This window comes from Roseateles sp. GW821-FHT09G09 (genome assembly GCF_059415965.1).
This window is the reverse complement of record NZ_JBWKOG010000009.1, coordinates 36,594-49,887: the sequence shown is the minus strand read 5'-3', so window position 1 is coordinate 49,887 and position 13,294 is coordinate 36,594. Positions and strand designations below refer to the sequence as shown.

Sequence of the window (13,294 nt, the reverse complement as noted above, 5' to 3'; positions counted from 1 at the left end):
GCAGGCGCTGGTGCGGGCGCTGGTGCGGGCGCTGGTGCGGGCGCTGGTGCCGGCGCCGGTGCAGGCGCTGGTGCAGGCGCTGGCGCTGGTGCTGGTGCTGGTGCAGGTGCAGGTGCAGGTGTAGGCGCTGGTGCAGGCGCTGGCGCTGGTGCCGGTGCCGGTGCAGGCGCTGGCGCTGGCGCTGGCGCTGGCGCTGGCGCTGGTGCTGGTGCTGGTGCAGGTGCAGGTGCAGGTGCCGGTGTGGGCGCGGGTGCCACGACGATCGGTGCGGCGTCACCGCCGTTGCCGGGTGCCGGAGAGGCACCCACGCCGGTGGAGCCCGGCAGCGCGGGCAGCACGTCATCCGGCGACGAGCCGCCATCCGACCCGGGCGTCACCGTCGCCGGTGGGGTCAGCGCGGCCACGAGGAACTGCGACACCTGCTCGCCCGACGTGGGCGTGGCACGGGCGGCGGGAGATGCCGTGACGGACGCCGGTGCTTCGGCCACGACCGTCGCGCGGGCATTGGCCGGCTGCAGAAGCACCAGCGGCTTCACGCTGACCGCGGGCTTCACGAACCGGTTGGGCGTCTGCGCCGCATGCCCCTTGGGCACGTCGACGCAGCCGCCGTCGTTGCACACCGCCACGAGGCCACCGATCACGCCCACCTCCAGCCCGCCGCTGCCGCCGATGGCGGCCGTGTACTCGGTCCCCCGGATGCCGATCGTGCCGGACGGGGTGTCGAGCCGGTAGTCGTCCGCGCGCGGGTGACCGATGCTGCCGCTGATCGTGCGCAGCGCCCCGCGGACCAGGCTCATGAAACCGCGCTCCTCACCACCGGGAGCGTCTGCCACGCGGTAGTCGTCCAGTCGCAGCGTGGTCTGCTCGCTGAGCGCCATCAGGGCGCCGTCGACCATGCGCAGCTGTACGCGTCCCTTGCCCGTCTGCACGGTCTCGCCGGATTCGATCTGGGCGCCGGCCTTGAGTTCGCGGACCTCGCCCTTGGCCGACACCGCGCGCACCTCGCCGCTCGAGAACAGCACGGTGGCCGACGGGGCCGCCCAGACCAGGCCCGACACGGCGCACAGCGCCGCCATCGCCACGCCATGGCGCCAGCCGGGCATCGACAGGCCGCCGGCGCGACGATCAGGGGGACGTCGAGAGTCGAGGCTCATGGGAAGTTCCTGTGGAAGGTGACCTGGAAGGTGTTGCGCACGTAGTCGTAGAGCACGACGTTGGACGCCGCGCGCGTGTAGCGGAGCTGGCCGGTGATCTCCCAGCGTTCGCCGATCCGGCGGCGCAGGCCGACGGACACGTCCTTTTGCCGGTCGTGCCGGACGGTGTCGAAGAAGGGTTCCTCGCCGCCGTAGCGGCGGTCCTCGAATTGCGCCTCGCCCGAAAGCACGAGATCGCCGGACAGGCGTCGCTCCACGCCCACGCGCACGCCGCGTCCGCGATGCCCGAATGCCGCGAAGGCGGGCTCAGTGCGCTCGCGCGCGACGTAGACGCTGCCGTAGGCCAGCGTCGCGCCGCCCGCTAGGTTGCGGGCCAGACCCAGGCCCCACACCGCCCGGTCGTTGTCGCGGCTGCTCTCGGTGGGAAAGTCCTGACGCGACCACTGGCCGAAGGCGCTGGCCATCACTTGCTCGGTGAACTGCGTCTGCCATTGCGCCGTGAAGCCGCTGGCATTGCGATAGCGCTCCGGGCCGACCCAGGCAACGCCGGTCTGCAGGGCGAGCGTCTGGCTGTGCGCGCCGGCGCTGTGCCGCAAGCCGGCCGTCGCGTCGACCAGCACGGTGTCCATGTCGTGGGCATCGCGATTCACCGCGCGCCGCAGATTGGCGGCGCCGATCAGGCTCCAGTCGGCCGACAAGGGCAACTCGGCGATCGCGCCCGCAGCGGCATTGCCGACGAATGCATGCCGGCGGCGGCTCTCCGGCGTCGTCTGGAAGACGATCCCGCCGAATGCCGGAATGGCGAATTCGCCTTGATTGCTCGCGCTGTTGACGTTGCTGTCGTAGCCGGCGCCCAGCTCCAGATAGCCCGAAACGCGCGCGGTCCTTCGCGGGACCACCTGGTCGACGACGCCAAGCACGCGGTCGATGGCGGCCTGGGCTTGCGGCGGCGTGTCGCCGCTGCGGGCTCGGGCCAATTGCTCGCGCGCCCGTTCCGTGTCGCCGGCGGCGAGATAGGCACGACCCAATTCGGCCCGGGCCAGCCGGTCCTCCGGACGGGCGTCCACGGCACGCTCCAGCGCGAAGATCGCTCGCGTCACATGACCGGCATCCAGCGCGGCGATACCGAGGAGGTAGTCGAACGCGGGATCGCCGGCGCGTGCGGATTCGGCCGGCGCCAACAAGGCATAGGCAGCGGCCGCATCGCGTTTGGAGAGCAGCTGGGACGCCTGATCAAGCAGCGCATCCTGGGCCTGCACGCCCGCGGCCGAACAGCCCACCGTCACTGCCAGTGCCAAACCTCGCAAACAGGCCGCGCCATAACGAGCGCCGCGTTTGATTCTGGGTGTTCGGAAACTCAATGTCGCCTCTTGTCATGGTGGCGAATACGTGTAACGCATCGCAACTCACCATCATCGGTGGCGCGCCGGTCAATTGAAGCGCGCCCGCTCCCGACGATGTGACTTACTCCGCGCGACCGCAGCGGGCGATATTCCTGGCTCTGCCATGTTCGATATTGGTTCGCCGTCAGTGCGCCAACGCACATTCGCCAAAAGAACGTATGACAGCCGCCTGGAGATTCCCTACGACACGCAAAGTTGTCTCGTTGCGAAATCCGAAATTGAAAAGGTCAGCTGGCGAGCAGCATGGAAATCTGCAGAAGCTCGCGGGTGCTGACGTTTTCCAGGGGCAGCGGACACGCACAGCACAATCCGGCATGGACCTGCTTCGTACCCTCGCCCTGTTCGTTCTGACCGCGCTCGCCGAGATCGTCGGCTGCTATCTCCCCTACCTCTGGCTGAAGCAGGACAAGCCGGTCTGGCTGCTCCTTCCGGCTGCTGCGAGCCTCGCGCTCTTCGCGTGGCTGCTCACCCTGCACCCCACCGCCGCCGGACGCGTCTACGCGGCCTACGGCGGCGTGTACATCGGCGTCGCAGTGATCTGGCTGATGGTGATCGACAAGATCAAGCCGACCGGGACGGATTGGCTGGGTGCTGCCGTCAGCCTGATCGGGATGGCCATCATCATGTTCGGGAAACGCTCGAGCTGAGCCCGGCCTCAGCCGGCGGCTGAGTCACTGCTTTGCGAAGACCGCAGCCAGCAAGAACGGAATCAGCAGGATCACGAGCGTGACGATCAACCAGCGACGCGTGGGGCCGTAGATCTTCGGCAACATGCGCTCGATCTCGCGTTGCTCTTGCGCGGTGGACTTCCATGCACCCCACGCTGCCAGCGGCGTGGCGGCGATCGCCATGACGCCAGACACCCAGGCGATTGCCACATGTGCCCAGAACGACAACGGGTGTCGATCTGCCGTGAAGAACCTCCCCCGATAGCTGTAGCCGCCACTGGCGAAGGTATCCAGCGAGATATAGACCATCATCACCCCCGCGCCCAGGCCGAGCAGGGTCAAGAGGAACGAGAGCACGGCGAAACGAAGGCGGGAGAGCGTCATGGCGGAGGGTTCGTCGACGCATTTTTGGCGGGGTGCCAGTGACCATGCGTCGCCATCGGATCCGGGGAGGGTCAGTCTTTGCAATTGGGGCTTCCGAGACCTCCGGAGCCGCCCGGGATCGTAATCGCACGCGGCCGCCGGGCGGCGCCATGACTTCCCGAAACGCCCTCTTCCGCGGTGGCAAACTCCGCCGACTTCTTCAGGAGGGCGCATGGGTTTTGTGACGACGCGCAACATGGCGCGCGATTACGACGTCATCGTCGTCGGCTCGGGCGCCGGCGGCGGCCAGACGGCCTACACGCTGGCGCTGGAAGGCGTGAAGGTGCTGATGCTGGAGGCCGGCCGGTACTACGACTTCCGCACCGAGACGCCGATGTTCCAGGCCTCGCACGACGCCCCGCTGCGCGGCGCCGGCACGCCGGACAAGCCCTTCGGCTTCTACGACGCGACGGTGGACGGCGGCTGGCAGGTGCCGGGCGAGCCCTACACGCAGGCGTCCGACGACGAGGACCAACGCTTCGACTGGTGGCGCGCCCGCATGCTGGGCGGCCGCACCAACCACTGGGGCCGCATCTCGCTGCGCAACGGGCCCTACGACTTCAAGCCCCACAGCCGCGACGGCCTGGGCTTCGACTGGCCCGTCGCCTACGAGGACCTGGCGCCCTACTACGACAAGGTCGAGATGCTGGTGGGCATCTACGGCAGCAACGAAGGCCTGGAGAACACGCCCGACTCGCCCGCCGGCTGCCTGCTGCCCGCCCCCGCCGCCCGCGTGGGGGAACGCCTCGTCGCTCAGCGCGCCAGCAAGCTCGGCATCCCGGTGGTGCCCATTCACCGCGCGGTGCTGACCGCCAAGCTCGACGACACCCGCATCCCCGCCCTGCTCCACCCCGGCAACCCGCGCGCGCAGGCGCTGGTCGCGCAGTCCATGCGCGAGCGCGCCGCCTGCTTCTGGGCCACGCCGTGCTCGCGCGGCTGCTCCATCGGCGCGACCTACCAAAGCCCCGCGGTGCACCTGCCGCCCGCGATCGCCAGCGGCAACCTGGACGTGCTGTGCGATGCCATGGTCTACGAGGTCACGACCAAGGACGGCAAAGCAAGCGGCGTGCGCTTCGTCGACCGCAAGACCGGTAAGCACATCGAGGCCAAGGCCCGCGTGGTGGTGCTGTCCGCCAGCGCCTGCGAGTCGGTGCGCATCCTGCTGAACAGCAAGTCCGGCGCCTATCCGCAGGGCCTGGCCAACAGCAGCGGCAAGGTCGGCAAGTACGTGATGGACACCGTCGGCAGCGACCTGTCGGGCCAGGTGCCGCTGCTGGAGAACCTGCCCCCGCACAACGAGGACGGCGCCGGCGGCTCGCACCTGTACGCGCCCTGGTGGCTCTACGGCAAACAGGGCGCGCGCTGGGCCGAGCAGGGCCTGGGCTTCCCCCGCGGTTATCACATCGAGCTGGGCACCGGCCGCCGCATGCCCGGCTCCGGCACCGGCGCGGGCCTGGAGTGGCTGACGAAGGGCAGCTACGGCGCGAAGTTCAAGCAGGACGTGCGCCGGACCTTCGGCTCCTTCGTCTACTTCGCGGGCCGCGGGGAGATGATCCCCAACGACCAGTCGTTCTGCGAGATCGATCCGACGACCAAGGACCGCTTCGGCATCCCCGTGCTGCGTTTCCACTGGCAGTGGGCCGAGCATGAGACCCGGCAGGCCGCGCACATGCAGAAGACCTTCGCGGAGATCATCGAGGGCATGGGCGGCAAGGTGAGCGGCGGCGGGCCCGAGCTGGACGGCCGCAAGGCCATCGCGCCCGGCGGCTCCATCATCCACGAGGTCGGCGGCGCCATCATGGGCGCGGATGCCAGGACCTCCGTCACCAACCGTTGGGGCCAGACCTGGGACGTGCCCAACCTGTTCCTGTCGGACGGAGCGCCCTTCGCTTCCAACGCCGACAAGAACCCCACGCTGACCATCATGGCGCTGGCCTGGCGACAGGCCGACCACATCATCGACCGCTTCCGCAAGAAGGAGCTCTGAGCATGGACCGCAGAACGACCCTGCAATGGATGCTGGCCGCCAGCGCGGTGCTCGGCGCTGGCGTCTCGGCGGGCGCCACGCCAGCCAGGCGAAAGGGCGGCAAGCCCGCCGGCTACGGCACCGACCCCACGCTGACGAAGAGCTACAAGAGCGGCGAGCTGTGGCCGCTGACCTTCAACGCCGCGCAGAACCGGACCGCCCAGGCGCTGTGCGGGCTCATCATCCCGGCCGACGACCAGTCGCCCAGCGCCGCGCAGCTGCAGGTGCACCGCTTCATCGACGAATGGGTCAGCGCGCCCTACCCCGACCAGGCCAAGGACAAGCCCGTCATCGTGGACGGCCTGGCCTGGCTCGAGGCCGAAAGCGCGAAGCGCTTCGGCGGCAGGCGCTTCGACCAGCTCGATGTCGCGCAGCAGTCGCAGATCGCCGACGACATCTGCTGGACCGAGTCCGCCAAGCCGACGTTCGCCAACGCCGCGCGCTTCTTCAAGCGCTTCCGCGACCTGACGGCCGGCGGCTTCTACACGACGCCCGACGGCATGAAGGACATCGGCTACGTCGGCAACGTCCCCTCCGTCACCTTCGACGGCCCGCCGCCCAAGGTCCTGCAAATCGTTGGAGTCGCCTGATGCGCCTTGCCCCTCTTGCCGCCGCGGCTGCCGCCGCCCTCGCCCTGTCCGCCACTGCCCACGCCGCCGACATGCCCAGCACCCCCAACGCGCCCAACACGCTCACCGCCGAAGAATCCGCCGCCGGCTGGCAACTGCTGTTCGACGGCAAGAGCCTGGACAACTGGCGCGCCAGCGACCAGCCCGGCTCCTTCAGCGTGAAGGACGGCGCCATCGTCGTCCGCGGTCCGCGCTCGCACCTGTTCTACACGGGCCCCGTGCAGCAGCACGACTTCAAGAACTTCGAGCTGAAGGTCGACGTGATGACCTTCCCCAAGGCCAACTCCGGGGTCTACTTCCACACCAGGTGGCAGGAGGTGGGTTGGCCCGAACTGGGCTATGAGGTGCAGGTCAACAACTCCCACAGCGACCCCAGCCGCACCGGCGGACTGTGGGGGGTGCAGGACTACCTGAAGGTCGTGTCGCCGGACAACCAGTGGTTCACGCTGACCGTGCGCGTCGAAGGCAAGCACGTCACCACCTTCGTCAACAGCGAGAAAACGGCCGACTACACCGAGGAGTCGCCCATCGTCCGCAAGAAGGGCCTGGAGAAGCGCTACCTGGCCAGCGGCACCTTCGCGCTGCAGGGCCACGATCCGGAGAGCGAGGCGCACTTCAGGAACATCAAGGTGAAGGTACTGCCCTGAGCGGTCGACCCGTATCCCGAGGACAGACGCCGCCGTCCGGCGTGCGGCGACGCCGCTCTGGAGTAGAAAGGCGCTCGTCGCCCTCTCACACGGATCTGCAATGCCCGATGCCGCGCCCCAGACGCCCCTCCACGAACGCTACCTCGCGCGCCTGAAGCAGCGACGCTGGGTCGCGGTGTTGCTGGTGATCGCCGCGATCGTCACGGGCTTGGCGAGCTTCACCGATTCGGCGAAGAAGCTGGTGGCGCTGTTTCAGCGCGAGCACGTGGAGGATCCTCGCCAGCAGCTGGTGAAGCTCGGTCAGCCGTTCACGCAGGACGCCTTCGTCGCCGCGGCCGCGCGAGGCGACGAGGTCGCCGTGCAGCTGTACCTCCAGGCCGCGATACCCGTGGACGAGCTGTCGGGTCAGGAGTTGACCGCACTGGATGCGGCGACCCGCGCGCGGCGGATCGCCGTCGTGAAGCGGCTGCTGGCGGCGAAGGCGGATCAGTCCAAGTGGGGGCCGGGGCAAGGGCCGGCGCTCTCGGTGCCGGCGTTCATCGGGGATGAGGCGCTGATGCGTCTGCTGCTCGATGCAGCCCCGAGCCCGGAAGTCATCAAGCGCGCCTATGTGTCCGCCGGCGCCGCCGGACAGCTCCCGATGCTGCAGATCCTGGCGCCCCGGCTGCGCGCCACACAGGCGCACGTCGCCACGGAGGCGCTGTGGGCGCTGGCGAGCGGCGCGCGAGAGAGCACCGCGCGGTCGTCCGCGCGCGCGGCAACGGCGACCTTCCTGCTCGCCGCCGGCGCCGACCCGCAGGCCGTCGATCCGGAGGTGCGGCGCACGACGGTGCTGCACCGCGCGGTCGACTCGAGCGAGAACGAAGTCGCTCGCGTGCTGCTCAAGCAGGGCGTGCCGGTCGATCCGCGCGATACGGAGGGCGCGACCCCGTTGTGGTGGGTGGCCGGCGCCGGCCATGTGGAGATGGCCGAATTGCTGATCGAGCATCGCGCCGACGTGAAGGCCATCGCCAAGGACGGCACCTCCGTGATGGCGCGAGCACGCTACAACCAGGACGAGCCGATGATTGCCCTGCTGCGGCAGCACGGCGCGCGCTGAGACTGAGCCCCATCGCCAGACTCGTCAGACGCGAGCCGTTCTCGCGACGTGTTTCGCTGGACTCATCGCATGGCGGGGCCAGATCTTGAGCCCGCTCCTAGCATCGACGCTCTCCGGACTTCCCGCCCTGACCGCCATGCTCGTACGCGCACTGAATCCCGTGGTCCTGCTCCTCCTGGCAGCGCTTCATGCCCCGTCGTCCGGAGCCGCCGCGGCGCCGACGCCTGCGGCGATGGCGCTGGTCGTAGAACGGGTCGAGCTGCCGGACGCAGACCCGCAGAAGCAGACCTACAACCTGCAGGAAACCCCTACCCTGCGCGTCTTCGCGCGCTCCGCCGCCGGCTTCAAGCAATCGCAGATCTTCTGGCAGCGACGAGGCCCCGGCGGCGCCTGGCGCACCCCGGAGCCGCTGCCTTTCTCAGATCCACGCTGGCGCGACTCGGACCCGCATCTGTCCGGAGACGGCAAGACCTTGACCTTCGTCTCCAGCCGGCCCGCCGCGGAAGGCAAGGCTAGAGGCGACGATCTCGATCTGTTTGAAGCGGTGCTGGTGGATCGCGACACCGGGCAATGGAGCTCGCCCCGGCGACTCGCCGATGCGGTGCAGAGCCCGCAACAGGAGCTCGGTCCCGAGCGCTACGGCAAGCGCCTCTACTTCGCGTCCACGCGCGTCGGCGGACCGGGCAAGCTGTCCCTTTACCGCGTCGACGACGATGAGAACCTCCCGCCAAGCCCGCTCCCGGCCCCCATCAACGAGGGAACGGCGAACAGCGACTTCACGCTCAGCCCTGATGGGCGTTTCGCCGTGTGGTGGAGCAATCGCGCCGGCAGCGAGGGTGGCGCCGATCTCTACCTAGCCGAACGCGTCGGCGAGGACTTCGGCCCCGCGCTGCGACTGCCGGCGCCGGTCAACGGCGCCGGCTTCGAATTCACGCCGTCGATCACCGCGGACGGACGCTGGTTGCTGTTCGCGTCGACACGCGCGGCGCCGGACTCGGCGCCCGGACTCTCGCAGGTCTACCGTGTGAGCTGGCCGGCGCTGCTGGAGACGATCGGTCCCGAGGCGCAGGCCTTCAGCCGTGCGGCTCTGGAGACGCAGGTCAGCGCCCTGTGGCAGTCCTTCGCCCATGCGGCGGGACAACCCGCGGACATGGCGCGAATGAGCGCGTTGATGCACCCGAACGCGCGGATCTGGGCTCAGCAGCTCCATGCGCAAACCAGCCAGCTGCAGGTGCGCGGCTGGTCCGCCGAGGCGTTCATCGCCGCCGTCGGCAAGCCGAGCCCGCGCGCCCTGCATGAATGCGAGATCCACAGGGCACTGCGTCGATATGCGGGGCACGCCGAAGTGCACAGCGTGGTCGAATCGCGCCGCGATCCGGCGCAAGCCGCGCCGGACTACGTCGGCGTGAACAGCACGCAATGGCAACTGGGGCCCACGGGCTGGCAGTTGTTGTCGCTGCACTATGCGCTGGAGTTGCCGGGGACGCCGTTGCCAGAGGACGGCGGACAAAGTGGCAAGTGCGTGGGATAGAACGCGCCGCGCCGATGAATCAGAAGATCAGCAAATGACCGATATCGCAGGGATGGCAATCGGCTTACGCTCCGCCGACGCATGACTTCACCGCCGAGAGAGAGGACAAGCATGGACAGACACCTGCATCCCAGGACAGACGCTCCATCGAGCTCTCGCGCGGCCACCGGATCGAAGGCGGCCCCCGCCCCTGCGCAACGCATTCCGGAGACGACCCCGGGCCTGTCCGTCGACGACAGCCCACGCCTCGTCGCTCAGCGGCGCCTGATCGAGTCGCTCTTCGGCCAGTCGGCGCGTCGTTCGGGTGTCGATCCCGTGCAGCGACGCAACACCGTCGAGCCGACCGAGAGGACGAAGCACGATTGGTGGATCCAGCAATACACGGAGACCTCGTTCGTACCGACGAATCTTGTCAAGGACACCGATTCGCCTGCGGTCAAGGCCAAGGCCATCTGGGACAAGGGCGTGTCGATCTACAACGCCAACGCGGACAAAGGCGCGAAGCTGGAACTGGCACTGGACGCCGCGGTGAAGAACTTCAAGACCGACACTCAGAACAGTGTCGATCCTGCGGAGCGTTATCGCGCCAAGAACCAGGAGAGGGACAACACCTTCACGAACCAGTACGAAAGCACCGAACCCGACGCAGTGAGCAACGGAACCTACCGGGTCAACTCCGCGGGTTTCGATACCGTCAGACCGACCGTTTCCAAGGGGGAGTACACGGGAGACTACTCGAACGTCTTCGATGTCCTTGGCGGCAACATCAAGGCGGAATGGAACATGGCCGGCTATGTAGACAAGAAGGACTGGAGCGTCAGGCCAAGGGACAAGGCCAGAGCGGCCAACAAGGGGCTGCAGAATTCGGACATCCTCTGGAGGCAGGCGCGCAGCGCCGCGATGCATCACTTCAAGGGCGACGACGAGCAGGAGAAAAAGGCCAACGACGCGCTCGCGGGCATCACTCGGATCCAGCGCGACAACATCATCAACCGTGAAACCGTGCTCACGGTGTTCATGGCGTATCCGGATGACGTGGCCTGGAACAGCGAGCGGACGTTCCAACCAGGGACCAGCGAATTCCAGGCCATTCTCGGCAGCCCCAATGCCAGCAGCAGTGCCTACTTCCTCATCGACAACATCGCGCTCCTGAAGAAGACCTACAGGGACATCAAGGCGACGGCGAGCGGCGGACTCGACATCAGTTTCCAGGCGATTGCCTGAAGCCGCGCTCGCGAAACGACCATCCCGCCCAGGGTCGAGCGATCAGCAGGGTCAGGACTTGCCGGCCCGCGCCTCATACAGGTTGATGAGCCGGGAAACTTGACACTCCGGCGTCGACGGCGCGTCCTGAATCGATAACTGGCTATCCACCGTCGCAATTTCATCACTGGCATCCCGCTTGCGTGGACGTCCCCTTTCATAAGACGAGAAAGAGGGAATCCATGAAGGAAGAGGTGAAGCCGGACACGTCGATACCGAAGATCGGTGCCCTGGGCGTGCTGATGGTGATCGGGGTCGTCGCCCTGTGGTGCGCGGGGAAGTTCCTCGATCCCGAGACCTTTGTCCTTGCCGGCCAGGACCCGGCCCCGCCACTCAAGGCCCTGGCGGGCAAGATCACGCTCACCAGGACGTCGACGTTCTGGGGCATCTTCCTGGGCGGCGTCGCAAGCTCTCTGGTGATCGTGACCGCCTACGAGCTCATCAAGCTCGGCGTTCAGCATTCGGTCTGGTGGACGACCAAGCGCCGGAAGATCGAGAGGTTTTTCGGCAAGGGTGCCTCCGAACGTCCGGAAGACGCGGAGATCATTGCGCAGACCGACCCGTTGAAGAAGATGCTCCGGGGCCTGGTGGACGATACCGACGCGGCCCTGGAACGCACCCCTCACCACCGGCTGTACAAGGCCCGGCACTGGGTGAACCGATACGACGTGGAGGCGGGCCGGGCCATCCTGAAACTTTTTCGCAAGGAAGGGCTGGCCGCGCCTCAGCTCAAGCCGGTGGACGAGGATCGCGATCAGAAACCGGAGACCGCGCCGTTCAAGATGATGCTCGGCCTCGGCTTCACCAAGGAGGCGGAGTTGCTGAGGCGGCAGTTTTCCGCATGGCTCCGCGTCGACATGACGCCGATCGGCGACGCCCTCTCGATCCGCACCAGCCTGCTGCCGGGGAACTGGCAGTCGCGCCTGGTCGGGGTGGCGGGATCGGACCCTGCGTTCACCACGCTGCATCCTCGCAACTGGAGTGTGCAGCGGTGGCTGGCGGCCCCGGAGAGTTCCCGTGACTACGGCGTGATCGTTCGACACGCCAGCGACACCGGCAGCGGATCAGGTGCATGCGTCTATTTCTGGATCGGCGGCTTCACCGATCGCGGAACCGCCGCGGCGGGACGGTATCTCGCGGAACACTGGGAAGCCCTGCACAAGCGGTTCGTGGCACCGAGGAATGCCGCCAATCCGTATGGCGACTTCCTGATCGTGATCGAGGGGGCCAGCCAGGACAAGGACCGGAAAGAGAACGCCGCATGGACGCTCGTCGCAGGCTTTGAAGTGCAGCCCGCGGATGTGGTGCTCAAGGCGGAGACGAAGTGGTCTTCGAAATAGCAATCGTGCGGCGCTGCGCTGAAGCCGTCGCGCGCATGCGACGCAGGACAACGCCGATCCGGGCGGGCGGCGATCGCGAACAGGTCGCTAGCGGATTGCCCGTCTCACTTCCTGCCCTTATCGCTCAGCGCCGCGTAGCCGACTTCCATGGCCAGCGCAATGACGCACAGCACGGGCTTGCCGATGGCGACTGCCAGGATGAACAACAGCGTGGCACTGATGTGAACGAGGATGGCGGAAGTTTTCATGAAGGGACGTCTGCGCCGTGGTGGAGAATTTCCCCGCCCATCGGAGGAGCCCATGATATTGAACAAGACCGTCCACCGCCTGGCCTCGCTCGGCCTGCTGGTGGGGTTCGCGACCGCGTCGTTCGCCATGACCACGCGCGAGGACCAGTTCACCTGCCCCATCGGCGGTGAACCGTTCAAGCAGTTGATGGCCGGCTCCGGCACGGCCTTCGGCAGCGACCTCGACACCCGCCCCTATGGCGCCATCGAATCCCCCTGGCCGCTGCCGGTCTGCCCGGGCAATGGCTTCGTCATCTTCAAACACGACTTCGCGCCCGAGGAACTGACCAAGCTCACCGCCATTGTCGATTCCGACGACTACCGCCAACGCGTGCGCACCGAGCCGCCCTACGCGCGCGCTGCCTTCCTCATGACCGTTGTCGGCGCCGAGCACCGGCCGCTCGCTTTCACACTGCTCAAGGCGACCTGGCAGAGCTACGGCGAAGAACAGGCCAATCGTTATCGCGCACAGATCATCGAGCACCTCGATCAGGCGCCGAAGGACAAGCCCGAGGCGGCCCTCAACGACCAGCTGATCGCCGGCGAAATGGAACGCCGCATGGGTCGATTCGACGACGCGCGACGTCGCTTCCAATCGGTCGTGATCGAGCCCGGCGCGCGCGCAGAGATGCTCAAACGCATCGTCTCGTACCAGTTGCGGCTCATCGCCGCCAAGGACACGCAGTCACACAGGGTGCCCACAACCGACAACCCCGAGGCCGAGTCCCAGGCGCCTCCGGAGCGGCGCGTCATCCACTGACGGGCGATGCACCAAGGTCGTCTCAGCCACATCGTTTCGATGGGAGAAACGGGTGACGGAGCCC

Annotated in this window: 13 protein-coding genes; 9 read left to right on the top strand and 4 right to left on the bottom strand. The window is 67.6% G+C overall.

Annotation, left to right across the window (positions count from 1 at the left end; genetic code table 11):
* Together AC07O8_RS22590 and AC07O8_RS22585 are read right to left on the bottom strand one after the other, a co-directional pair.
* On the bottom strand, positions 1–1,154 hold a 1,154-nt coding region (locus AC07O8_RS22590; protein ID WP_495050182.1), incomplete at its 3' end, for a FecR family protein.
* The gene (locus AC07O8_RS22585) at positions 1,151–2,515 is read right to left on the bottom strand and encodes a surface lipoprotein assembly modifier (RefSeq protein WP_495050181.1); all 1,365 of its coding nucleotides are present in this window, start codon (positions 2,513–2,515) and stop codon (positions 1,151–1,153) included. The genes AC07O8_RS22590 and AC07O8_RS22585, both read right to left, overlap by 4 nt.
* 356 nt (positions 2,516–2,871) lie before the next feature.
* Here AC07O8_RS22585 and AC07O8_RS22580 point away from each other — a divergent pair, with 356 nt between their 5' ends.
* A complete protein-coding gene (locus AC07O8_RS22580; RefSeq protein WP_495050180.1) occupies positions 2,872–3,204 on the top strand; it encodes a YnfA family protein in 333 nt (110 codons plus the stop codon).
* 24 nt (positions 3,205–3,228) lie between these two features.
* Here the strand turns inward: AC07O8_RS22580 and AC07O8_RS22575 are convergent, their stop codons facing one another.
* Positions 3,229–3,609 (bottom strand): hypothetical protein, encoded by a 381-nt coding sequence (locus AC07O8_RS22575; protein ID WP_495050179.1) that lies wholly within the window; start codon positions 3,607–3,609, stop codon positions 3,229–3,231.
* A 211-nt stretch (positions 3,610–3,820) separates the two neighbouring features.
* Between AC07O8_RS22575 and AC07O8_RS22570 the strand changes: the two genes are divergently transcribed.
* From AC07O8_RS22570 to AC07O8_RS22540, 7 genes are all read left to right on the top strand, one after another.
* Positions 3,821–5,635, top strand: coding sequence for a GMC family oxidoreductase (locus tag AC07O8_RS22570; RefSeq protein ID WP_495050178.1), 1,815 nt, complete (start codon positions 3,821–3,823; stop codon positions 5,633–5,635).
* Positions 5,636–5,637: 2 nt separating this feature from the next.
* Positions 5,638–6,264 (top strand): gluconate 2-dehydrogenase subunit 3 family protein, encoded by a 627-nt coding sequence (locus AC07O8_RS22565; RefSeq protein ID WP_495050177.1) that lies wholly within the window; start codon positions 5,638–5,640, stop codon positions 6,262–6,264.
* Positions 6,264–6,950 carry a 3-keto-disaccharide hydrolase gene (locus AC07O8_RS22560; RefSeq protein WP_495050176.1) on the top strand — a complete coding sequence of 229 codons (687 nt, stop codon included), beginning with the start codon at positions 6,264–6,266 and terminating at the stop codon, positions 6,948–6,950. The genes AC07O8_RS22565 and AC07O8_RS22560 overlap by 1 nt, the downstream gene beginning before the upstream one ends.
* Before the next feature lie 100 nt (positions 6,951–7,050).
* Positions 7,051–8,049, top strand: a complete 999-nt coding sequence (locus AC07O8_RS22555; protein WP_495050175.1) for an ankyrin repeat domain-containing protein — start codon at positions 7,051–7,053, stop codon at positions 8,047–8,049.
* A 160-nt stretch (positions 8,050–8,209) separates the two neighbouring features.
* Positions 8,210–9,580 (top strand): TolB family protein, encoded by a 1,371-nt coding sequence (locus AC07O8_RS22550; RefSeq protein WP_495050174.1) that lies wholly within the window; start codon positions 8,210–8,212, stop codon positions 9,578–9,580.
* A gap of 111 nt (positions 9,581–9,691) precedes the next feature.
* Positions 9,692–10,804, top strand: coding sequence for a hypothetical protein (locus AC07O8_RS22545; protein ID WP_495050173.1), 1,113 nt, complete (start codon positions 9,692–9,694; stop codon positions 10,802–10,804).
* 221 nt (positions 10,805–11,025) lie between these two features.
* Positions 11,026–12,183: a hypothetical protein gene (locus AC07O8_RS22540; RefSeq protein ID WP_495050172.1), complete on the top strand. Its 1,158-nt coding sequence runs from the start codon at positions 11,026–11,028 to the stop codon at positions 12,181–12,183.
* 104 nt (positions 12,184–12,287) lie between these two features.
* On the opposite strand, the gene AC07O8_RS22535 is transcribed toward AC07O8_RS22540, so the two are convergent.
* Positions 12,288–12,431: a hypothetical protein gene (locus AC07O8_RS22535; protein WP_495050171.1), complete on the bottom strand. Its 144-nt coding sequence runs from the start codon at positions 12,429–12,431 to the stop codon at positions 12,288–12,290.
* On the opposite strand from AC07O8_RS22535, the gene AC07O8_RS22530 reads away from it, so the two are divergent.
* Positions 12,430–13,230, top strand: a complete 801-nt coding sequence (locus AC07O8_RS22530; RefSeq protein ID WP_495050170.1) for a hypothetical protein — start codon at positions 12,430–12,432, stop codon at positions 13,228–13,230. The genes AC07O8_RS22535 and AC07O8_RS22530 overlap by 2 nt on opposite strands.
* Positions 13,231–13,294: the final 64 nt, after the last annotated feature.